The organism is Pseudomonas sp. S37, assembly GCF_016658545.1.
Lineage (GTDB): Bacteria > Pseudomonadota > Gammaproteobacteria > Pseudomonadales > Pseudomonadaceae > Aquipseudomonas.
This window is the reverse complement of sequence record NZ_JACVZC010000010.1, coordinates 74,171-93,711: the sequence shown is the minus strand read 5'-3', so window position 1 is coordinate 93,711 and position 19,541 is coordinate 74,171. Positions and strand designations below refer to the sequence as shown.

Here is a 19,541-nt window from a genome sequence, read left to right as displayed (position 1 = left end):
CCCCCCCCCCCCCCCCCCCCCCCCCCCCCCCCCCCCCCCCCCCCCCCCCACAAAAACCCCCGCTCCTACACTGGGCCCTAACACCATTTGAATATCAGAACAGCGCCAGCTGCCCACCCGGTGGGCAGAACGCCGAGCAATCCAGCGCCTGCGCTTCCCGCCCCTCGAACTCCAGGCGTTTCATGGCCTTGGCAAAGCGCTGCGCCAGCAACTCGGCAAACACCCCTTCACCGCGCATGCGTGTGCCAAAGCGGCTGTCATACAGCTCACCCCCGCGGCTCTGGCGGATCAGGCTCAACACATGCGCCGCCCGCTGCGGGTAATGGTCCTGCAACCACTGCTCGAACAACGGTGCCACCTCCAGCGGCAGGCGCAGCATCATGTACGCCGCACTTTGCGCACCGGCCTCCTTGGCCGCCTCGAGCAGGCGCTCCAGTTCACTGTCGTTGATCATAGGAATCATCGGCGAGCACAACACACCCACCGGCACACCCGCTTCGCGCAACACGCGGATTGCCCGCAACCTCGCACCGGGCGAGGCTGCCCGGGGTTCGAGCACGCGCTTGAGGTCATCGTCCAGCGTAGTCAGGCTGATCATCACCCGTGCCAGGCGCTGGCGGGCCATCTCGGCGAGCAAATCAAGGTCGCGCAGGATCAACGCCCCTTTGGTAACAATGGTCACCGGGTGACGAAAGCGCAGCAGCACTTCAAGCAGGCGCCGTGTCAGCAGTTGATCCCGCTCGATCGGCTGATACGGATCGGTATTGGAGCCCAGGTTGATTGGCGCACACACATACCCTGGTTTGCTCAACTGCTGCGCGAGCACCTCGGCGGCGTTGGTCTTGGCAATCAGCTTGGTTTCAAAATCCAGGCCGGGAGACAGATCCCAATAGGCATGGGAAGGGCGGGCATAGCAGTAAATGCAGCCATGCTCGCAGCCACGGTAGGGGTTGATCGAACGATCGAAGGGTAGGTCGGGTGAAGTGTTGCGGCTGATCACCGATTTGGCTGTTTCAAGCCGCACTTCAGTACCTTGGCTTCGCGGTACCTCCTGATACCAGCCATCATCTTCCGCCACCGAGTGGTTCGGGGCGAAGCGATTATGCGGGTTGTGCGCAGTGCCACGGCCCTTTTGCGCTGCTGGAGGATTCATGGCTTACCTCATCACTGTATTTATATACAGTAACGTGCAAGCCAGAAACTATCCAGCACCTCTGGTCAGCAGACCTTCATGCCAGGCCATGCCAACGCAGGTAAGGCGTATGGCTCACTTGCCGCCCCAGAAACGCCTCGATGCCTTCGCGCAAAGGGCGCGATGCTCCTGGGGCGAACAGCGCCTCCTGCAGCGCTCGGCCAGTGGTCCGGTCCAATAGCCCTGCGGCCTCGAAGCGGGTAAACAGGTCGAAAGCGTTCACATCCGACCAGAGGTACGCGTAATAGCCTGCATCGTAGTTATTCACCAGGTGGTCGAAAGCATGCGCCGGGCGCTCGAAGTCGGCCAGTGGCCAGTAACCGCAACGTTCCCGAGCATCACTCAGACGCTGCTCGAGGGACCGACCATCGTTCGGCGTAGCGTGCAAGTCCATGTCGAACAACGCCAGGCTCAGTTCCCTTGCGGTCTCCTGTACGCCCTTCTGCCGCAACCGTTCCAGGCACGCCTGCGCTTGCGAAAGTGCGAGCTGGCTTGCGTCGTGCCGTTGCGACGAGATCGCCACCAGGTAGTCCGCATCCCACACCCAGCGCTCGAACAGCTTACCGAACAGTTCCACACCGTCGGTGCCGAGTGCGGTCACGTTGGACAAGACATGATTCGTGGTACGCACCAGCAAGTGATGCAGCGCGTGGCCGAACTCGTGATACAGCTTGCGCAAGGACAAATGGTCAAGCAACGGCTGCTCTCCCAGCGGCGCTTGTGGCACGTCACTGAAAACCACCACCGAGGCAAGCTGATAGACACCTTCGGCATCGACCCGACGGTTGCATATGTAGCTGGTCATCACTGCGTCTGCCTGCTTGCCGGTATGTTGCACGGCATCCAGGTACAGGTACCCGATCAGTGCGTGGTCCTGCCACACCTCGAACGTTTGCACGCTGTCATCCCAGGTGGGCAGCGCTTTGGGCTGGAGTACCACGCCAAACAGTGAATTTGCCAAGTCCTGCAAAGCGCTAACGACCGCGTTCAACGGGAAGTAGTCACGCAATGCCTCGGGGGAGAGATCGGTAGACGAGGGCGCCTGCAGGTAATCGACGTCCCATGGCTGGACATTGCCCAAGCCCTTGGCTGCTGCCTGGCGCTCGACACCCGAACGCAATTGCACCATCGCCGGGCGTACCTGCGCGGCAAGGTCATGAAGAAAGTCGCGCACCTGCTCCACCGAGCCGGCACTCTTGGCCTGAAGGCTCAGCGCCATATGGCTGGCGAAACCAAGCAAGTGGGCTTTCTCATCGCGCAACTGTGCAAGGCGTTGAAGGTGAGAGCCATTGTCGAATTGCGGATCAGGGCTGACGCCTCGTGTGTGATAAGCCCGGTACACGCGCTCTCGCAACTGACGGTTTTCAGCATGTTCGAGCACGGCCTCGGTGGCCACGCTTTCACAGGCAACCAGCCAGCCCTGCTGCCCCTCGTCCCGGGCACGAGTTGCCAGTTCATCGCGTACACGCTGGGGTATGCCGGCCAGCTCACTGTCATCGACAATAATCAGCCCTGGCCGGTTGACGTTTCTGCGGAACACTTCGTTTGCAGTGCCAATCTGCGTATTCAATTCAGCCAGCTGCACCTTGCCAGCCGCGTCAAGCAGTGCACCGCTGGCGGAGAAAGTTTTCAGGTACCAATGCAAGGTGGCACGCTGGTGGGCATCCAGGTTTTTGCCAATATCACTGTCAGCCAAGCGCTGGTACAAGCGTTGCAGCCTGGCATCCGACAGTTTTTGTTCGAACCGCGCTATCAACCTGGCGTAACAAGCCATGATTGCGCGGGTCCAGTTCTCATCCTTGGCGACCAACGGGAGGGCGGCAAACACCACGGTCTGCAAGCGGGCATCCAGTTCGTCCACTGCCAGCACCATGTCGTCCCAAGTCGGCATGGCATGCTGATCAATGAGGATGCGCTCGATACCTTGCTCATGCGCCAACAGCACTTGATCAAAGGCTACTTGCATATTTTCAAGGGTGATCGCCGGGTAATCGATGGGGATATAGCTTTTTTGCAGCAGCGGGTTGCCCATGACGTAATACCTTGCTCGTATTGAAGAGCAGGCAAGCTTGCATGGCCAGCAGGATGAGGACGGACTGACTATGTACCACCCGGGCATGCCTGCCCGGGTGCCACAACGGCTTTATTCAGCCGGTTTCTTCAACTTAGGGTTAGGGAAGAACTGCACCGTCTGCACCTTGGCCGGTGCGGCTTTCGGTTCAAGATGGTTGACCCGGGTACCGAGTTCCTTCGGCACCGACAAGCCCTGTTCGTTGAGGGTATCGGTAAAGCCACAGGCTACGCACTCACGGTGTGGTACGCCGTCTTCGTTCCACATCATCAGCTTGTCGGGCTCGCTGCACGCCGGGCACACAGCCCCGGCAATGAAGCGTTTCTTGGTCTTGTTCACGGCTACCTCACTCATGCCGCCGCAGCCTCGGTCAGGCCACTGTGGCGCAGCAATGCATCGATGGAAGGCTCACGGCCACGGAAGTCGACGAACAGCTCCATCGGCTCGCGCGAACCGCCACGGGCCAGGATCGCCTCACGGAAGGCGCGACCGGTTTCGGCGTTCAGCACGCCTTCTTCCTCGAAGCGCGAGAAGGCGTCGGCCGACAGCACTTCGGCCCATTTGTAGCTGTAGTAGCCCGCCGCGTAACCGCCGGCAAAGATGTGCGCGAAGCTGTTGGGGAAGCGGTTGTACGCCGGTGGGCGCATGACCGATACCTCGTCGCGCACGCCTTCGAGCACCTGCAGCACGCTGCGGCCGTCGCCATGGCTGGCATGCAGTTCGAAGTCGAACAGCGAGAACTCCAGCTGGCGCACCATCATCATGCCCGACTGGAAGTTCTTCGCCGCCAGCATCTTGTCCAGCAGGTCCTGGGGCAGGGCCGCACCGGTTTCATAATGGCCGGAGATCAGCGCCAGGCCTTCCGGCTCCCAGCACCAGTTTTCCATGAACTGGCTTGGCAGCTCCACCGCATCCCAGGCCACGCCGTTGATACCGGAAACCCCGGCATGCTCGATGCGGGTCAGCATGTGGTGCAGGCCATGGCCAAATTCGTGGAACAGCGTGGTGACTTCATCGTGGGTCAGCAGCGCCGGTTTGCCAGGCGCGGCCGGGGTGAAGTTGCACACCAGGTTGGCCACCGGGCTCTGCAGCTGGCCGCCAGCCGTGCGGCGACGGTCGCGGGCACCGTCCATCCAGGCACCGCCACGCTTGTTGGCGCGGGCATACAGGTCGAAGAAGAAGCGGCCGACGTGCTGGCCGTTTTCCTTGATCTCGAACAGGCGCACATCGGGGTGCCAGCTGTCGAAGCCTTTCAGTTCGGCGATTTCGATGCCGTACAGGCGCTGCACGATGCTGAACAGGCCGCCCAGCACCTTGTCGATCGGGAAGTAGGCGCGCAGGGCTTCCTGCGACACGCTGTAACGCTGCTCGCGCAGCTTTTCGCCAAAGTAGCCGGCGTCCCAGCTGGCCAACTCAGGGGTGCCCTGCTCGGCGGCGTAGGCCTTGAGCTGCTGCAGGTCCTGGGCGGCGAACGGCTTGGAGCGCTTGGCCAGGTCACGCAGGAAGCTCAGCACCTGGTCGCTGGACTCGGCCATCTTGGTCGCCAGACTCAGCTCGGCGTAGTTCTTGTAGCCCAGCAGCCCGGCCAGTTCCTGGCGCAGGCCGAGGATTTCCTGCATCACCGGGCCGTTGTCGTTCTGGCCGGCGTTCGGGCCCTGGTCCGAAGCACGGGTGCAGTAGGCCGCGTACAGCTCTTCGCGCAGGGCGCGGTCGCTGGCGTAGGTCATGACGGCGTAGTAGCTGGGGAATTCCAGGGTGATCAGCCAGCCGTCGAGGCCTTTGGCCTGGGCCGCAGCAGCCATCTGCGCCTTGGCCGAATCGGTCAGGCCGGCCAGTGCAGCTTCGTCGGTAACGTGCTTGGTCCAGGCCTGGGTGGCGTCGAGCAACTGGTTGGAGAAACGGCTGCCCAGCTCGCTGAGCTTGCTTTGCACTTCAGCATAGCGCTGCTGCTGGTCCGCCGGCAGGTCGATACCCGACAGGCGGAAGTCACGCAGGGCGTGCTCGAGGATAGTCTTTTGCGCCACGTCGAAGCTGGCTGCCTCAGGGCTGGCGATCAGCGCCTGATAAGCCTCGAACAGCGCACGGTTCTGGCCCAGTTCGGTAGAGTAGGCGCTCAATGCCGGCAGGCACGACTCGTACGCCTCGCGCAGCTCGACGCTGTTGCACACCGCATTGAGGTGGCTGACCGGGCTCCAGGCGGCGCCCAGGCGGTCGTTCAGTTCGTCCATGGCCAGCACCAGGCCGGCCCAGGTAGGGTTTTTGCCCTGCTTTTCGAGGATCTCGGCAATGGCTTTACGGTTGTCGGCCAGGATCGCTTCGATCGCCGGCAACACGTGTTCGGCACGGATTTGCGAGAAGGGCGGCAGATCGTATGGCTGCAGAAGCGGGTTGTTCGCACTCACGGTTCGGATACCTTGGCAGAAGAAACACTGCCCCATCTTAATTACAATCGACGCCGACCGCAGCAGGCAGCCTGCCTATCGGCATAGATGAGAGACGCTATCATGGCCATTCGCAGCTTCCAGCAACACACTCCGAAAGTGGGGCCCAGGGCATTCGTCGACCGTTCGGCGGTGGTGCTGGGCGACGTGGAAATCGGCGAAGACAGCTCGGTCTGGCCACTGACCGTGGTACGCGGCGACATGCACCGCATCCGCATTGGCGCGCGCACCAGCGTGCAGGATGGCAGTGTGCTGCACATCACCCACGCCGGCCCGTTCAACCCCGACGGTTTCCCGCTGATCATCGGTGACGAAGTGACCATCGGCCACAAGGTGATGCTGCATGGCTGTACCCTGGGCAACCGCATTCTGGTTGGCATGGGCAGCACCATCATGGACGGCGCCATCGTCGAGGACGAAGTGATCATTGGCGCCGGCAGCCTGGTGCCGCCCGGCAAGCGCCTGGTCAGTGGCTACCTGTACATGGGCAGCCCGGTGAAACAGGCCCGGTTGCTGAACGACAAGGAGCGCGCGTTCTTTTCCTACAGCGCGGGCAATTATGTGAAGCTCAAGGACCAGCATCTGGCCGAAGGCTACGACCAACCTGAATGACCGTATTCGCGGGCTCGCCCGCTCCCACAGGCCTATGTATGCCCCTGTGATATCCCTGTGGGAGCGGGTTCACCCGCGAAGAAGACCACACAGTACTCAAGTGGAACCCCGTACATGCACCAGCAAAACATCCTGTTCGACCTCGACGGCACCCTGACCGACCCGCGCCTGGGCATCACCCGCTCGATCCAGTATGCCCTGGCCAAGCTGGGCATCGACGAGCCGGACCTGGCCCGCCTCGAACACTTCATCGGCCCACCGCTGCTGCAGGCCTTCATGCAGTTCTACAGCTTCGACGAAGCCAAGGCCTGGGAAGCGGTCAACTTCTATCGCGAGCGCTTCCGGGTGACCGGCCTCTACGAAAACCTGGTTTTCGCCGGCGTACCGGAGCTGCTTGCAGCCCTCAATGGCCAGGGCCGCACGCTGTACATCGCCACCTCCAAGCCTTGGGAATTCGCCCGAGAAATCGCCCGCCACTTCGCCTTCGACCACCACTTCAAGGTGATCTACGGCAGCGAGCTGGACGGCACGCGTACCAACAAGGTCGAGCTGATTCGCCATTTACTGGACGAAGAAGGGCTGGACCCGGCGCAGACGCTGATGATCGGTGACCGCAAGCATGACCTGATCGGCGCGCGCAGCAATGGCTTGCAGGCCGTGGCGGTGGGGTATGGGTTTGGTAGCCAGGAGGAGTTGATGGCCGAAGCGCCGGCGTTCCACTTTGCGACCTTGGCCGAGATGCATCAGGCATTTATCAAGGCTTGAGGGCCTTTGGGGCTGCTTTGCAGCCCATCGCGACACAAGGCCGCTCCTACATTTTCCAGCGTATGCAGGGCCTTTGTAGGAGCGGCCTTGCGTCGCGATGGGCCGCAAAGCGGCCCCAAAATCTCACAAGTTAACCATCAACCTCTGCAATGCCGCCTTCCTTTCAGCGACCGGCAACCTTCTCAGTTGCTCAACCCGCTCATAAAACCGCCCCCAATCCCCGCCAACCTCCCTGAACACCGCCGCAAACGCCGGCACCCACTGGTCATACAACCCAAACGGCAACAACTTGGCATTGTTCATTGGCCCATACACCCAGGCGTCATAGCGCTTGTCCCCGCCCCACTGACCATCCCGAACCTGCCGGTACGCCTGCCTCAGCCGCTCGAACTCCGCCCGCTTGGCCTGGCGCTTGTGCGCATCATCCAGCGGCCCGGCATAAATCGCCTGCAACCGCTCACGGCTGGCCAATACCAGGCGGATGAACTGCTCACGCTGCTGCCCCTGGTCCTCGCCAGCCGGTGCCAGCCCGCGCGCCACACGCCATTGCCGCGTGCCTTCCTGCTCGACAAACGAGGCAAACGACTCGTTGAACTCGGTGTCGTCCTGCACATAAAAGCGCTGGTGGGCCAGCTCGTGGAAGATCAACGTCGCCAGGCGCTCGTCGCCCCAACCCACCATCGACGACAAGATCGGGTCATCAAACCAGCCCAGGGTCGAATAGGCTTCCACCCCACCGACATACACATCCAGCCCGTCCTGGCGCATCAGTGCCGCCGCACCACGTGCAGCGCCTTGCCGGTAGTAGCCGCGGTACGCCACGCAACCGGCAATCGGGAAGCAATGCGTCACCGGCTGCAACGAAAGTTCCGGCGTGGCAAACACATTCCACACCACGTAGGGGCGGCCAAGGTCGGCGTACACGCGGTAGCTGCGGTTGTCGGGCAGTTTCAGGTGCTGGCTGGCAAACACGCGCGCCTGTTCGGCCTGTTGCAGGTGCGCGCGCAAGGGCGCCGGGGTGGCGGGGTCGGCCACTACCTGCTCCACCGGCTGGCGTGCCCGTAGCAGTTGCCATTGGCCCTCGGCCAGTTGCCCATAGTAGGCAGCACTGCTGCAACCGTTCAGCAGAAGCGCTGCCAGCAGCGGAACCAAACGGGTGAAAACGCGGTCGAGTGCCCCAGGGCCTGAGCGCTGCATAAGAAAAAGTCGAAGCATCCGGGACTGTCTGACTCGCTCAAGGCCGATTCGCTCCAAGACTATCTCGCCAAGGGGGAGTTTCGCCATGCGTGCATTGTTGGTCGCCGGTTCACTGTTGCTGATATCTGCCTGTTCGACGTTGCCAGACCCGGACCCGAACCAGGCCTGGATCGACCTCACCCCCTACGACAACACTTCGCTTGACGCCGTGCAGGTGGATGAGCGCGACTGGGTCGACAGCCGTTACTTCGAAGTACAACCCGGCAGCCACGAGCTGACCGTGCGTTACCAGTTCCCGGTTACCCCCAGCAATATCGGCCCGGTCGACGCGCCGCTGTGGCGCGATTGCCAGGTAAAGCTGACCTTCAAGGATTTCAGCGCCGGGCAGCGTTACCAGCTGCAGGCCGGCAGTATCGGCTTCCGTCCCTGGATCAAACTGTACGACCATCAGCAAAAACTACTCGGCCAAGGCCTGCCGGCGGGTTGCCAGCGCACCTGAAACGCGCAAACGGCGCTATGCTTGTAGCGTGTAACTCGCAAGTGGGAGTTTTGCCATGCGCCAGCCCATGATGCTGATCGCCCTCAGTGCACTGGGGGCTTGCGCCAGCCCCTTGCCGCCCGTCGACCCCAAGCAGGCCTGGGTCGACCTCTACACCATGACCCCAGGCCGGGTGATCATGGCCGACCGCCTGGACGGCAAGCGCCTGGAAGACGGCCGTTACTTTCAGGTAACGCCGGGCAAGCACGAATTGGTGGTGCGCTTTGATTATGAAATCTACTCAGGCGGCACCATGACCGAGCCGCGCGACCGTACCTGTTACCTGACCGTGCGCTTTGATGACTTCAAGGCTGGCGAGCGTTATCGCCTGGAGGCGCGGGCGCCGGTGATGGAGCCGCAAGTGTTGCTGTATGACGCCAACCGCAAAGTGCTGGTGAACGAGCCTAGCAACGTGTTCTGCATTCCGTGACTTTGGGGCCGCAAAGCGGCCCCAAAATCTCAAACTTTACCGATCATTCTTTTGGTAAATGATCTTCTTGGTCCCACCATCACAGGTCCCGACCACCATGTTCTGGTCCTTGACCTCGCTGTTGGGCACGATCTCCAGGGTATAGGACGGCACGCCCTGGGCCTGGATCTTCGCCTCGATCTCGGCTTTGAGTTCCTCGCACGGCTTCACCGCCGCCAGCGCAGACGTGGCGACCAGCGAAGCCAACACGGCGATTGCTACGCGAATCATGGAGCGGCTCCTGAAAGGGCAGTAGTGCTGCCGACGCTGTTTAGACTACAGCAAACTGCCATCGTTGCGCCGCTTCAGCCTACCAACGCAGCATCCAGGCTGATCTTCGCGTTCAACACCTTGGACACCGGGCAGCCTTCCTTTGCCTTGTTGGCGATCTCGAGGAACTGCGCCTCGCTGGCCCCGGGCACCTTGGCCCTTAGCACCAGGTGCACGGCGGTAATCGCAAAACCATCCGCCTGCTTGTCGAGGGTCACCTCGGCTGCGGTGTCGATCCGGTCCGCAGTGAGCCCCGCCTCACCGAGCATCATCGACAGCGCCATCGAGAAGCAGCCGGCATGCGCGGCACCGATCAGTTCCTCAGGGTTGGTCCCGGGCGTACCCTCGAAACGGGTATTGAAGCCGTAGGGGTTCTGTTTGAGTGCGCCGCTTTCGGTGGAAAGCAGGCCCTTGCCGTCCTTCAGGCCACCTTGCCAGATTGCCGATGCTGTCTTTTTCATGATGCCTCCTGGTCACTGGGTTACGTGCTTATGGGTTCAGAGGCCAGCGGCCTACGGCAAGTTCAGCGCAATCGCACAGCAAGCATTGAATCCGCCGAATGTGCCCATACAGAGTTGAAAAGGCCTGTGGCCAACCACCTTTGCGGAGGCTCCATGACGCAGCTGCGTGACTTGAAGATTTCCACCCTCGACCTGGTGCCCGTGCGCGCCGACGCCGGCCCGGCGCAATCGCTGCACAACTCGCTGGATTTGGCGCAGCATGTCGAGCGTTTTGGCTACAACCGCTTCTGGGTGGCCGAACACCACAACATGGACGGCATCGCCAGCTCGGCCACATCGGTGCTGATCGGTTACCTTGCCGGGGGCACCTCGACTATCCGTGTGGGCTCTGGCGGGGTGATGCTGCCCAACCATGCGCCACTGGTGATCGCCGAGCAGTTCGGCACCCTGGCCAGCCTGTACCCGGGGCGCATCGACCTGGGCCTGGGGCGTGCGCCGGGTTCTGACCAGATGACCGCCTATGCCCTGCGCCGTGATCGCGCGGGCGGCCCGGACGATTTCCCGGACGATGTCGAAGAGCTGTCGCGCTACCTCGGGCCACGTACCGATGATCAGAAAGTGATCGCCGTGCCGGGGCACGACACCGACGTGCCGCTGTGGCTGCTCGGTTCCAGCCTGTTCAGCGCCCAACTGGCCGGCATGCGCGGCATGCCCTACGCCTTCGCCTCGCACTTTGCGCCGCGCTACATGCACGAGGCGATCCGCGTGTACCGCAACCACTTCAAGCCCTCGACCACGCTGGACAAGCCGTATGTGATGCTGGGTATTCCCATGGTGGTGGCCGAGACGGATGAGAAAGCCGAGTATCTGGCTACCTCGGTGTACCAGCGCATTCTCGCGCTGATTCGTGGGCAGAGCCTGATGCAGAAGCCACCGGTAGAAAGCATGGAGGGTTTGTGGCTGCCCCATGAGCGCGATGCGGTAGGCAGTTTCCTGGGCTTGGCGATGATCGGCAGCCCGCAGAAGGTGCGGGCCAAGGTGGAAGTGCTGCTGGAGCAGACCGGGGCGGATGAGCTGATCTTTACCTGTGACCTGTACGAGCATGCGGACCGGATTCGGTCCTATGAATTGATGGCGCAGGCCTTGAAGACCGAGTGAGCTTCTTCGCGGGTAAACCCGCTCCCACAGGGATATCACAGGGCCTGAGAACGGCACCGTAGCTGTGGGAGCGGGTTTACCCGCGAAGAAGCCAACACCTTAGCCGCGCCGGTACACAATCTCCTTGGTACCGGCTTCACAGCTACCAATCACCTTGCCCGCCGGGTCGCCTTTATTGACGATCTCCAGCTTGTAGCCGGTAACCCCCTTGGCATCCAGCTTGGCGGCAATTTCCGCCTTCAGCTCTTCACAGGGCTTGCCCGCTGCAAGCGCACCGCCAGCCAGGGACATCAGGCCCAGCGCCAGAATCAGTTTGTTCATCACTCGCATTCCTTGTGCAGATGAAATCAGAAAGGGCGCCCGCCAAGGCACCCCTTTCCTAAATACCCCATCCCGCCAGGCTGTTCCAGCCCGCAGATGTATCAGCTATTGGCGATGCGGAAGCCCACCTTCAGCGTGACCTGGAAGTGCGCGGCCTTGTTGTCGCGGATATGGCCACGGGTATCGATCACTTCGAACCACTCCAGATGCTTAATGCTCTTGCCGGCTTCGGCCAGGGCATTGTTGATCGCTTCTTCGATGCTGGTTGGCGAAGACCCTACCAGTTCGATCTTCTTGTAGGTGTGATGATCGGTCATGAGCGCTCTCCTTGGGTGACAGTGAGATTGAGCCTAGCAGCGCAGGCCTGGTTTACCTGCGAGCCGTCACCGCAAGCAAAAGTTCGATCGCACTTTCCCGCAGCCGGGGGGTCGCAATTCTTACAGCCCATACTGCAAAGGAGAGTCAACATGCCCCGCAACTCGCTGCGTAAAACGTCCCTGGAAAGCATGGAAGCAGAGATCGAAAGCCTGCTGAAAAGCCTGGAAAACCTGAAGCACGACGCCTCCGAGGAAACCCAGAAGTCAGTCAAGGCGATGCGCAGCAACGCCGAGAGCGCCCTTCGTCATTCGCGCAGCCTGCTGAGCGATGCCTACGAGGAAGTGAAGGAACGTACCCGCCAGACCGGCATCGCCACCCGTGACTACGCCCAGGAGCACCCGTACACCACCGCCGGCGTGGCCATCGGTGCGCTGGGCCTGCTGGCGGCGTACCTGATGTGCAAGCGCAACTAAGCGCTCTGCCGCGACAGCTCTGCCCTTAACCACTGCGCCAGTTGCTCGGCGCGCCCATCAGCGGCGCGCCGCGGCACCCACAGCGCCAGCGCCGCCGGGGTCGGTGAAAAACCCCATGGCGCACTCAGGCGACCCGCCCGCAAGTCATCGGCAACCAGCGGCTGCGGCGCAATCGCCACGCCCAACCCCGCCACCGCAGCTTCCAGCAGGTAATACAGGTGCTCGAAGGCTTGGCCATAGTGGATGGCCGCAGGCTCCAGCCCCTGTTGCACCACCCAGGTCGGCCAGGCTTGCGGGCGCGATGTGGTGTGCAGCAAGGCTTCGCCCAGCAACGCCTTGGCAGGCGCGCCCTGCAACCGTTCAAAGCCAGCGAAATGCGGGCTCAGTACCGGCCCGATGCGTTCCTCGGCCAGCACATGCACCTGCATGTCTGCCGGCCAAGGGGGCTCGGCATACACCAGCAGCGCATCCAGCCCCGGCCGCCGTGGGTCGAGGTCACCTTCACCCGCCGACAAGTGCAGGCGCAACTCCGGCAGGTCCGCCTGAAGCCGCCCCAGCCGCGGGATGAACCAGCGCGCCAGCAGGCTGCCGGAGCAGCCCAGCACGAACGGCGCCTCGCTGACATCGCGGCTCAGCTCGGCACACACGCTACGCAGGCGGTCGAAGGCCTCGCCACTGGCATCGCGCAGGCGCACACCGGCATCTGTGAGTTTGATGCCACGCCCGTCCTTGACGAACAAGGCTACGCCCAGGTGCTCCTCAAGTACCTTGATCTGCCGGCTGACGGCGCCATGGGTGACGTGCAGCGCTTCAGCCGCCTGGCTGACGCTGTTGAACCGGGCGGTCGCCTCGAAGGCGCGCAGGGCATTCAGGGGAGGGAGGTCGTGGGCCATGTTACCTGTGAGTTTTTCTGACAAGTTAACGCAATCTTATCGGTTTTCAGCCGGGCTTGCCGTGGTTAGAGTAAAGCCCATCACTCATTCATTACGCCCTGGAGCGCCCCATGACCCAGTCCCAATACCGCCCCGGCCCCGACGCCAACGGCCTGTTCGGCTCGTTCGGCGGCCGCTACGTGGCCGAAACCCTGATGCCACTGGTGCTGGACCTGGCCCGCGAGTACGAAGCGGCCAAGGCCGACCCCAAGTTCCTTGAAGAGCTGGCCTACTTCCAGCGCGACTACATCGGCCGCCCCAACCCGCTGTACTTCGCCGAGCGCCTGACCGAGCACTGTGGCGGCGCCAGGATCTTCTTCAAGCGTGAAGAGCTCAACCACACCGGCGCGCACAAGGTGAACAACTGCATCGGCCAAGTGCTGCTGGCCAAGCGCATGGGCAAGAAACGCCTTATCGCCGAAACCGGCGCCGGCATGCACGGCGTGGCCACCGCCACCGTCGCCGCCCGCTTCGGCCTGCCTTGCGTGATCTACATGGGCGCCACCGACATCGAGCGCCAGCAGGCCAACGTGTTCCGCATGAAGCTGCTGGGCGCCGAAATCGTGCCGGTTACCGCCGGCACCGGCACCCTGAAAGACGCCATGAACGAAGCCCTGCGCGACTGGGTCACCAACGTTGAAGATACCTTCTACCTGATCGGCACCGTGGCTGGCCCACACCCGTACCCAGCCATGGTCCGCGACTTCCAGTCGATCATCGGCAAGGAAACCCGCGCCCAGTTGCAAGAAAAGGAAGGCCGCCTGCCAGACAGCCTGATTGCCTGCGTCGGTGGTGGCTCCAACGCCATGGGCCTGTTCCACGAGTTTCTCGAAGAGCCAAGCGTGCAGATCATCGGCGTTGAAGCCGGTGGCCACGGCGTGCACACCGACAAGCACGCAGCCAGCCTGAACGGCGGCGTACCGGGTGTGCTGCACGGCAACCGTACCTACCTGCTGCAGGACGAAGACGGCCAGATCACCGACGCCCACTCGATTTCCGCGGGCCTGGACTACCCGGGCATCGGCCCGGAGCACGCCTACCTGCACGAAGTGAAGCGCGTGGAATACGTCAGCATCACCGACGACGAGGCGCTGGACGCGTTCCATGCTTGCTGCCGCCTGGAAGGCATCATCCCGGCCCTGGAAAGCTCCCACGCCCTGGCCGAAGCGATCAAGCGCGCACCGAAGCTGCCCAAGGACCACCTCATGGTGATCTGCCTGTCGGGCCGCGGTGACAAAGACATGCAAACCGTCATGAGCCACATGGCCGCCCAGGAGAAACAGGCATGAGCCGTCTTGAACAACGTTTCGCCGAGCTGAAAGCCGAAGGCCGCTCGGCGCTGGTCACCTTCGTCACCGCAGGCGACCCGGGCTACGACGCCTCGCTGCAGATTCTCAAGGGCCTGCCGGCCGCTGGCGCCGACGTGATCGAACTGGGCATGCCGTTCACCGACCCGATGGCCGATGGCGTGGCGATCCAGCTGGCCACCCTGCGCGCCCTGGAAGCTGGCCAGACCCTGGCCAAGACCCTGCAGATGGTTCGCGAATTCCGTGTGGATAACCAGACCACGCCGATCGTGCTGATGGGCTACTACAACCCGATCCACCGCTTTGGCGTGGAAAAGTTTGTGGCTGAAGCCAAGCAAGCCGGCGTCGATGGCCTGATCATCGTCGACCTGCCGCCAGAGCACGACGCCGAACTGGCCACCCCGGCCCAGGCTGCAGGCATCGACTTCATCCGCCTGACCACCCCGACCACCGACGATGCGCGCCTGCCGCGCGTGCTGGAGCGCAGTTCCGGGTTTGTCTATTACGTGTCGGTGGCCGGCGTGACCGGTGCCGGCTCGGCGACCACCGAGCACGTTACTGAAGCCATTGCCCGCCTGCGTCGGCATACCGATTTGCCGATCAGCGTTGGTTTCGGCATTCGTACGCCAGAGCAGGCGGCGAACATCGCCCGCCTGGCCGATGGTGTGGTGGTGGGGTCGGCGCTGGTCGACAAGATTGCCCAGGCCAAGACTGGCGAGCAGGCGGTCAGCGATGTGTTGAGCCTGTGCTCGGCGCTGGCTGAAGGGGTGCGTGGCGCCCGTCGCTGAACCGCGTCGCCTGATTCGCGGGTAAACCCGCTCCCACAGGTCCCCCACAGTTTTCAGCATCTGTGCGGTCCCTGTGGGAGCGGGTTCACCCGCGAAGAGGCCAGCCCAGGCTACCGCAATCTACCCCCCGAAGATCGACAGATCCAAAGGCCGCACAGCCCCCATCCAGATCGCATGATCGCGGTGGTCCGCCAGTTCATCCCCGGTCAGCGGGTGCATGAACACCACCAAGCCCTTCCGATACAGCGCCAACCAAGGCAGCACCACCCCGACATACTCCGGCTCGAACGCCAGCTGGCAGCTCCAGTCCGGGTGCGGCCCCACCGGTTTCTGGTGCATACGCCCCATGGTCACCGGAAACAGCCGCGCCGCTTCCTCGCACAGCTCACGGGCCTGCTCCAGGGTGGTGGCGTCGTAATAAACGTGGGCGTGGTAACCCTTGATCCTCTGCACGATAACTCCTGATTGCGGTCCAACCATCTCCACCTGCGAAGGGTGTGATGCAGTGAATAACCCTGAAGCGTTCGACTATACGCCGGCTTTTGCCGGTGGGCGATTTCGATGTGCTGGATTTGCACCGGGGCGGGCAACTGAACTTCGTAGTCTGGATTGCCGGGGCTGCTGCGCAGCCCATCGCGACGCAAGGCCGCTCCTACATGGGGCCGGCGTGCGCAGTGCCTTTGTAGGAGCGGCCTTGTGTCGCGATGGGCCGCAAAGCGGCCCCAAAATCTCAAAGGCTACGCTCATGCTCCAGCCAACTTACAAACCGCTCGATCAACGCCCCACGGCGCTTACGCGGCGGCAGCACCACGTAATACCCCCGCGCCGAACGCAAACTCCCCTCCAGCGGCCGGCACAGCATCCCTTGCTCGACCAGCCCATCCACCAGGTGCCCCCAGCCAATCGCCACGCCTTGCCCGGCAATCGCCGCCTGGATCAGCAATGTATAGTTGTCGAACCGCAACTGCCCAGCCGGCGGCGGGCTGGCCACACCAAACCCGCGAAATACCCCTGCCCAGTCAAACCAGCCGCTGGCCTGCTCCCCCTTCAAATGCAGTAGCGGCAATCGTTGCAAAGCCACAGCAGACAAGGGTTTGCCATGAATCAGCCGGGGGCTGCAGACCGGGAAAACTTCTTCATCGAACAACCAGCGGCTCTCGCCTTGGTGAAAACGCCCATCGCCAAACAGCACCGCCACATCTATATCCGGGCGCAACATGCCCTGGCTGCGCTCGCCGGTCACCAGGCTTACGTCCACCTGTGGATAAGCCTCGTGAAAGCGCTGCAACCGTGGCATCAGCCAGAACGCCGCAAAGGCAAAGTCGGTGGCCACCTGCAGCACTTCGCGCTGGCCGCGCCCGCTGGCCTGGGCAATACCATCCTCCATCGCCTGCAGGCCCTGATGCACTTGCTCGAACAGCATCTGGCCCGCCTCGGTCAGTTCGATGCCGCGGTAGATACGGTCAAACAGGCGCGTGCCCAACTGCGCCTCCAGCCGTTTCACCTGCTGGCTCACCGCCGGCTGAGTAGTGCCCAGTTCCAGCGCCGCGGCCGTGAAACCACGCAAGCGCGCAGCGGCCTCGAACACACGCAAGGTATCCAGCGACAACTCGGCCAGGTGGTCAAACATAAGTTCAGCTAATCCCAGTCATTGCCCGCCATGGGCTTTACCCATGTTATTCATAGTCGCATCTTGGTAGGCAAGCGGTTCGCATAACCCTCAACGATGGAAGCCACCATGACGCGCCCGAATATCCTGTTCATCATGGCCGACCAGATGGCCGCACCCTTGCTGCCGATCTACGGCCCGTCACCGATCCACATGCCACACCTGAGCCGCCTGGCAGAACAGGCCGTCGTGTTCGATTCGGCGTACTGCAACAGCCCACTGTGTGCACCGTCGCGCTTCACCTTGGTCAGCGGCCAGTTGCCCAGCCGCATCGGTGCCTACGACAACGCTGCCGACTTCCCCGGCGACATACCGACCTACGCCCATTACCTGCGCCGCCTTGGCTATCGCACCGCGCTGTCGGGCAAGATGCACTTCTGCGGCCCGGACCAGCTGCACGGCTACGAAGAACGCCTGACCAGCGACATCTACCCGGCCGACTACGGCTGGGCGGTGAACTGGGATGAGCCAGACGTGCGCCCAAGCTGGTACCACAACATGTCCTCGGTGTTGCAGGCCGGGCCATGCGTGCGCACCAACCAGCTGGATTTCGATGAAGAGGTGGTGTTCAAGGCGCGCCAGTACCTGTACGACCATGTGCGCGAGAACGACGGCCGGCCGTTCTGCCTGACCGTGTCGATGACCCACCCGCACGACCCGTACACCATCCCCAGGCGCTATTGGGACCGCTACGAAGGTGTGGATATCCCCATGCCGCGTGCCGAATTCAGCCAGGCGGAACTCGACCCGCACTCGCAGCGCCTGCTCAAGGTCTACGACCTGTGGAACAAGCCGCTGCCTGTGGACAAGATCCGCGATGCCCGCCGCGCCTATTTCGGCGCGTGCAGCTACATCGACGACAACATCGGCCAGCTGTTGCAGACCCTGGAAGAATGCCAGCTGGCCGACGACACCCTGATCGTATTCTCCGGCGACCACGGCGACATGCTTGGCGAGCGTGGCCTCTGGTACAAGATGCACTGGTTCGAGATGTCGGCGCGGGTGCCACTTCTGATCCACGCGCCTCAGCGCTTCGCCGCTGGCCGGGTCAGCGCCTCGGTATCCACCTGCGACCTGCTGCCAACACTGGTCGAACTGGCTGGCGGGGCTGTGGATAACGCCCTGCACCTGGACGGCCGCTCGCTGCTCGGCCACCTGCAAGGGCAGGGCGGCCACGACGAAGTAATCGGCGAGTACATGGCCGAAGGCACCGTCGGCCCGCTGATGATGATCCGCCGCGGGCCGTACAAATTCGTGTACAGCGAAGACGACCCTTGCCTACTCTATGACCTGAGCCGCGACCCGCACGAGCGGGAGAATCTCACCGGCAGCCCGGACCACCAGGCGCTGCTGCAGGCATTTGTCGATGAAGCACAGCAGCGCTGGGATATCCCCAGCCTGCGCCAGCAGGTGCTGGCCAGCCAACGGCGGCGGCGCCTGGTGGCCGAGGCGCTGGCCATCGGCAAGCTGAAAAGCTGGGACCACCAACCGCTGGTGGACGCCAGCCAACAGTACATGCGCAACCACATCGATCTCGACGACCTCGAGCGCAAGGCACGTTATCCACAGCCCGCACCCATGGATTGAGAAGAGAGGCCGCCATGCACAAGTTCTCCGCCGCCGTGTTCACCCTGGCCTTGGGCCTGGGTGCCGCCACGGCCCACGCCGCCGACAGCGACGCACAATGCAGCATCGTAAAAATGGCTGACCCCGGCTGGAGCGACATCGCCTCGACCAATGCCGTTGCCCGCCTGCTGCTGGAAAGCCTGGGCTACCAGGTGAAGATCGACAGCCTGGCGGTGCCGATCATCTACGGCGGCCTCAAGGACGGCCGCGTCGATGCCTTCCTCGGCAACTGGATGCCGGCGCAGCAGGGTTTCCATGACAAGTTCATCGCCAATGGCGATGTGCAGCAGCTGTCGCGCAACCTGGAGGGAACCGAATTTACCCTCGCAGTGCCAGACTATGTGTGGAATGCCGGGGTGAAGGATTTCGCCGACCTGCAGCAGCACGCCGACAAATTCGACAAAAAGCTGTACGGGATTGGCTCGGGCGCACCGGCCAACCTGTCGCTGAAGGAAATCATCGACAAAAATGAGTTCAACCTCGGCCAGTGGAAGCTCGTCGAGTCCAGCGAGCAAGCGATGCTGACCCAGGTCGACCGGGCGGTGAAGAAGCAGCAGTTCATCACCTTCCTTGGCTGGACCCCACACCCAATGAACGTGAAGTTGAAGATGCATTACCTGACGGGTGGGGAGAAGTGGTTTGGCAGCAAGGGCGAGGTCTATACACTGACCCGCAAGGGTTATCCACAAGCCTGCCCGAATGCGGCGAAGCTGCTGGGTAACCTGAAGTTCACGCTGGACATGGAAAACACCATCATGGCTGAGGTTGTGGACAAGAAGATCAGCTTTGATGATGCGGCCAAGGCTTGGGTGAAAGCGCATCCCCAGTTGCTGGAAGGGTGGTTGGCTGGGGTGACTACCAAGGCCGATGGCAATGCCCTAGAGGCCGTCAAAGCCAAGCTGTAATCTCAGACGCGACGCGCCCCATTGTAGG

Annotated in this window: 22 protein-coding genes; 10 read left to right on the top strand and 12 right to left on the bottom strand. The window is 62.6% G+C overall.

What is annotated here, in order from left to right; translation table 11 throughout:
* Nucleotides 1-94 precede the first annotated feature (94 nt).
* The 4 genes from IAE39_RS06360 to prlC all read right to left on the bottom strand — a co-directional run bounded on the left by IAE39_RS06360 (nucleotide 95) and on the right by prlC (nucleotide 5,701).
* Nucleotides 95-1,153 carry a PA0069 family radical SAM protein gene (locus tag IAE39_RS06360; RefSeq protein ID WP_201200407.1) on the bottom strand — a complete coding sequence of 353 codons (1,059 nt, stop codon included), beginning with the start codon at nucleotides 1,151-1,153 and terminating at the stop codon, nucleotides 95-97.
* 76 nt (nucleotides 1,154-1,229) lie between these two features.
* Complete coding sequence (locus tag IAE39_RS06355; RefSeq protein ID WP_201200405.1) at nucleotides 1,230-3,224, bottom strand: M3 family metallopeptidase; 1,995 nt, start codon at nucleotides 3,222-3,224, stop codon at nucleotides 1,230-1,232.
* Between the two features lie 111 nt (nucleotides 3,225-3,335).
* Nucleotides 3,336-3,617 (bottom strand): YheV family putative zinc ribbon protein, encoded by a 282-nt coding sequence (locus tag IAE39_RS06350; protein WP_085621407.1) that lies wholly within the window; start codon nucleotides 3,615-3,617, stop codon nucleotides 3,336-3,338.
* On the bottom strand, nucleotides 3,614-5,701 hold the full coding sequence (gene prlC, locus IAE39_RS06345) for an oligopeptidase A (protein ID WP_201200403.1): 2,088 nt from the start codon (nucleotides 5,699-5,701) through the stop codon (nucleotides 3,614-3,616). Before prlC ends, IAE39_RS06350 begins: the two co-directional genes overlap by 4 nt.
* A 66-nt stretch (nucleotides 5,702-5,767) precedes the next feature.
* On the opposite strand from prlC, the gene IAE39_RS06340 reads away from it, so the two are divergent.
* Both IAE39_RS06340 and IAE39_RS06335 read left to right on the top strand, forming a co-directional pair.
* A complete protein-coding gene (locus tag IAE39_RS06340) occupies nucleotides 5,768-6,316 on the top strand; it encodes a gamma carbonic anhydrase family protein (protein ID WP_004575263.1) in 549 nt (182 codons plus the stop codon).
* Nucleotides 6,317-6,430: 114 nt separating this feature from the next.
* On the top strand, nucleotides 6,431-7,081 hold the full coding sequence (locus tag IAE39_RS06335; protein WP_201200402.1) for an HAD family hydrolase: 651 nt from the start codon (nucleotides 6,431-6,433) through the stop codon (nucleotides 7,079-7,081).
* A gap of 123 nt (nucleotides 7,082-7,204) precedes the next feature.
* On the opposite strand, the gene IAE39_RS06330 is transcribed toward IAE39_RS06335, so the two are convergent.
* The gene (locus IAE39_RS06330) at nucleotides 7,205-8,278 is read right to left on the bottom strand and encodes an aminopeptidase (RefSeq protein WP_201200400.1); all 1,074 of its coding nucleotides are present in this window, start codon (nucleotides 8,276-8,278) and stop codon (nucleotides 7,205-7,207) included.
* An 85-nt stretch (nucleotides 8,279-8,363) separates the two neighbouring features.
* On the opposite strand from IAE39_RS06330, the gene IAE39_RS06325 reads away from it, so the two are divergent.
* The gene (locus IAE39_RS06325) at nucleotides 8,364-8,777 is read left to right on the top strand and encodes a PA0061/PA0062 family lipoprotein (protein WP_201200398.1); all 414 of its coding nucleotides are present in this window, start codon (nucleotides 8,364-8,366) and stop codon (nucleotides 8,775-8,777) included.
* Between the two features lie 55 nt (nucleotides 8,778-8,832).
* Nucleotides 8,833-9,246 carry a PA0061/PA0062 family lipoprotein gene (locus IAE39_RS06320; protein WP_201200396.1) on the top strand — a complete coding sequence of 138 codons (414 nt, stop codon included), beginning with the start codon at nucleotides 8,833-8,835 and terminating at the stop codon, nucleotides 9,244-9,246.
* A 36-nt stretch (nucleotides 9,247-9,282) separates the two neighbouring features.
* Here the strand turns inward: IAE39_RS06320 and IAE39_RS06315 are convergent, their stop codons facing one another.
* Both IAE39_RS06315 and IAE39_RS06310 read right to left on the bottom strand, forming a co-directional pair.
* Entirely contained in the window at nucleotides 9,283-9,516 is a 234-nt protein-coding gene (locus IAE39_RS06315) for a DUF1161 domain-containing protein (protein WP_046615292.1), read from the bottom strand.
* Nucleotides 9,517-9,590: 74 nt separating this feature from the next.
* Nucleotides 9,591-10,016 (bottom strand): OsmC family protein, encoded by a 426-nt coding sequence (locus IAE39_RS06310; protein ID WP_012269895.1) that lies wholly within the window; start codon nucleotides 10,014-10,016, stop codon nucleotides 9,591-9,593.
* A gap of 153 nt (nucleotides 10,017-10,169) precedes the next feature.
* On the opposite strand from IAE39_RS06310, the gene IAE39_RS06305 reads away from it, so the two are divergent.
* A complete protein-coding gene (locus tag IAE39_RS06305) occupies nucleotides 10,170-11,174 on the top strand; it encodes an LLM class flavin-dependent oxidoreductase (protein ID WP_201200388.1) in 1,005 nt (334 codons plus the stop codon).
* A 99-nt stretch (nucleotides 11,175-11,273) separates the two neighbouring features.
* Here the strand turns inward: IAE39_RS06305 and IAE39_RS06300 are convergent, their stop codons facing one another.
* Entirely contained in the window at nucleotides 11,274-11,495 is a 222-nt protein-coding gene (locus tag IAE39_RS06300) for a DUF1161 domain-containing protein (protein WP_201200386.1), read from the bottom strand.
* A 101-nt stretch (nucleotides 11,496-11,596) separates the two neighbouring features.
* Entirely contained in the window at nucleotides 11,597-11,812 is a 216-nt protein-coding gene (locus IAE39_RS06295) for a dodecin (protein WP_056793784.1), read from the bottom strand.
* Between the two features lie 150 nt (nucleotides 11,813-11,962).
* On the opposite strand from IAE39_RS06295, the gene IAE39_RS06290 reads away from it, so the two are divergent.
* Nucleotides 11,963-12,286, top strand: a complete 324-nt coding sequence (locus IAE39_RS06290) for a DUF883 family protein (protein WP_201200385.1) — start codon at nucleotides 11,963-11,965, stop codon at nucleotides 12,284-12,286.
* On the opposite strand, the gene IAE39_RS06285 is transcribed toward IAE39_RS06290, so the two are convergent.
* On the bottom strand, nucleotides 12,283-13,179 hold the full coding sequence (locus IAE39_RS06285) for a LysR family transcriptional regulator (protein WP_201200383.1): 897 nt from the start codon (nucleotides 13,177-13,179) through the stop codon (nucleotides 12,283-12,285). The two genes, IAE39_RS06290 and IAE39_RS06285, sit on opposite strands and share 4 nt — an antisense overlap.
* 110 nt (nucleotides 13,180-13,289) lie before the next feature.
* On the opposite strand from IAE39_RS06285, the gene trpB reads away from it, so the two are divergent.
* Together trpB and trpA are read left to right on the top strand one after the other, a co-directional pair.
* Nucleotides 13,290-14,507 carry a tryptophan synthase subunit beta gene (trpB, locus tag IAE39_RS06280; RefSeq protein WP_201200381.1) on the top strand — a complete coding sequence of 406 codons (1,218 nt, stop codon included), beginning with the start codon at nucleotides 13,290-13,292 and terminating at the stop codon, nucleotides 14,505-14,507.
* On the top strand, nucleotides 14,504-15,313 hold the full coding sequence (trpA, locus tag IAE39_RS06275; RefSeq protein ID WP_201200379.1) for a tryptophan synthase subunit alpha: 810 nt from the start codon (nucleotides 14,504-14,506) through the stop codon (nucleotides 15,311-15,313). The genes trpB and trpA overlap by 4 nt, the downstream gene beginning before the upstream one ends.
* Nucleotides 15,314-15,433: 120 nt before the next feature.
* Here trpA and IAE39_RS06270 read toward each other — a convergent pair whose 3' ends face one another.
* Together IAE39_RS06270 and IAE39_RS06265 are read right to left on the bottom strand one after the other, a co-directional pair.
* The gene (locus tag IAE39_RS06270; protein ID WP_201200377.1) at nucleotides 15,434-15,766 is read right to left on the bottom strand and encodes a DOPA 4,5-dioxygenase family protein; all 333 of its coding nucleotides are present in this window, start codon (nucleotides 15,764-15,766) and stop codon (nucleotides 15,434-15,436) included.
* A 277-nt stretch (nucleotides 15,767-16,043) separates the two neighbouring features.
* A complete protein-coding gene (locus IAE39_RS06265) occupies nucleotides 16,044-16,943 on the bottom strand; it encodes a choline sulfate utilization transcriptional regulator (protein WP_201200375.1) in 900 nt (299 codons plus the stop codon).
* A 108-nt stretch (nucleotides 16,944-17,051) separates the two neighbouring features.
* Between IAE39_RS06265 and betC the strand changes: the two genes are divergently transcribed.
* The gene (gene betC / locus IAE39_RS06260) at nucleotides 17,052-18,569 is read left to right on the top strand and encodes a choline-sulfatase (RefSeq protein ID WP_201200373.1); all 1,518 of its coding nucleotides are present in this window, start codon (nucleotides 17,052-17,054) and stop codon (nucleotides 18,567-18,569) included.
* A gap of 14 nt (nucleotides 18,570-18,583) precedes the next feature.
* Nucleotides 18,584-19,513: a choline ABC transporter substrate-binding protein gene (gene choX, locus IAE39_RS06255; RefSeq protein ID WP_201200371.1), complete on the top strand. Its 930-nt coding sequence runs from the start codon at nucleotides 18,584-18,586 to the stop codon at nucleotides 19,511-19,513.
* Nucleotides 19,514-19,541 lie beyond the last annotated feature (28 nt).

What these genes read in the sequence shown, in the direction of transcription:
- IAE39_RS06360 (WP_201200407.1), bottom strand. Translation starts at nt 1,153, where the DNA reads ATGAATCCTCCAGCAGCGCAAAAGGGCCGTGGCACTGCGCACAACCCG.
- IAE39_RS06355 (WP_201200405.1), bottom strand. Translation starts at nt 3,224, where the DNA reads ATGGGCAACCCGCTGCTGCAAAAAAGCTATATCCCCATCGATTACCCG.
- IAE39_RS06350 (WP_085621407.1), bottom strand. Translation starts at nt 3,617, where the DNA reads ATGAGTGAGGTAGCCGTGAACAAGACCAAGAAACGCTTCATTGCCGGG.
- prlC (WP_201200403.1), bottom strand. Translation starts at nt 5,701, where the DNA reads ATGGGGCAGTGTTTCTTCTGCCAAGGTATCCGAACCGTGAGTGCGAAC.
- IAE39_RS06340 (WP_004575263.1), top strand. Translation starts at nt 5,768, where the DNA reads ATGGCCATTCGCAGCTTCCAGCAACACACTCCGAAAGTGGGGCCCAGG.
- IAE39_RS06335 (WP_201200402.1), top strand. Translation starts at nt 6,431, where the DNA reads ATGCACCAGCAAAACATCCTGTTCGACCTCGACGGCACCCTGACCGAC.
- IAE39_RS06330 (WP_201200400.1), bottom strand. Translation starts at nt 8,278, where the DNA reads ATGCAGCGCTCAGGCCCTGGGGCACTCGACCGCGTTTTCACCCGTTTG.
- IAE39_RS06325 (WP_201200398.1), top strand. Translation starts at nt 8,364, where the DNA reads ATGCGTGCATTGTTGGTCGCCGGTTCACTGTTGCTGATATCTGCCTGT.
- IAE39_RS06320 (WP_201200396.1), top strand. Translation starts at nt 8,833, where the DNA reads ATGCGCCAGCCCATGATGCTGATCGCCCTCAGTGCACTGGGGGCTTGC.
- IAE39_RS06315 (WP_046615292.1), bottom strand. Translation starts at nt 9,516, where the DNA reads ATGATTCGCGTAGCAATCGCCGTGTTGGCTTCGCTGGTCGCCACGTCT.
- IAE39_RS06310 (WP_012269895.1), bottom strand. Translation starts at nt 10,016, where the DNA reads ATGAAAAAGACAGCATCGGCAATCTGGCAAGGTGGCCTGAAGGACGGC.
- IAE39_RS06305 (WP_201200388.1), top strand. Translation starts at nt 10,170, where the DNA reads ATGACGCAGCTGCGTGACTTGAAGATTTCCACCCTCGACCTGGTGCCC.
- IAE39_RS06300 (WP_201200386.1), bottom strand. Translation starts at nt 11,495, where the DNA reads ATGAACAAACTGATTCTGGCGCTGGGCCTGATGTCCCTGGCTGGCGGT.
- IAE39_RS06295 (WP_056793784.1), bottom strand. Translation starts at nt 11,812, where the DNA reads ATGACCGATCATCACACCTACAAGAAGATCGAACTGGTAGGGTCTTCG.
- IAE39_RS06290 (WP_201200385.1), top strand. Translation starts at nt 11,963, where the DNA reads ATGCCCCGCAACTCGCTGCGTAAAACGTCCCTGGAAAGCATGGAAGCA.
- IAE39_RS06285 (WP_201200383.1), bottom strand. Translation starts at nt 13,179, where the DNA reads ATGGCCCACGACCTCCCTCCCCTGAATGCCCTGCGCGCCTTCGAGGCG.
- trpB (WP_201200381.1), top strand. Translation starts at nt 13,290, where the DNA reads ATGACCCAGTCCCAATACCGCCCCGGCCCCGACGCCAACGGCCTGTTC.
- trpA (WP_201200379.1), top strand. Translation starts at nt 14,504, where the DNA reads ATGAGCCGTCTTGAACAACGTTTCGCCGAGCTGAAAGCCGAAGGCCGC.
- IAE39_RS06265 (WP_201200375.1), bottom strand. Translation starts at nt 16,943, where the DNA reads ATGTTTGACCACCTGGCCGAGTTGTCGCTGGATACCTTGCGTGTGTTC.
- betC (WP_201200373.1), top strand. Translation starts at nt 17,052, where the DNA reads ATGACGCGCCCGAATATCCTGTTCATCATGGCCGACCAGATGGCCGCA.
- choX (WP_201200371.1), top strand. Translation starts at nt 18,584, where the DNA reads ATGCACAAGTTCTCCGCCGCCGTGTTCACCCTGGCCTTGGGCCTGGGT.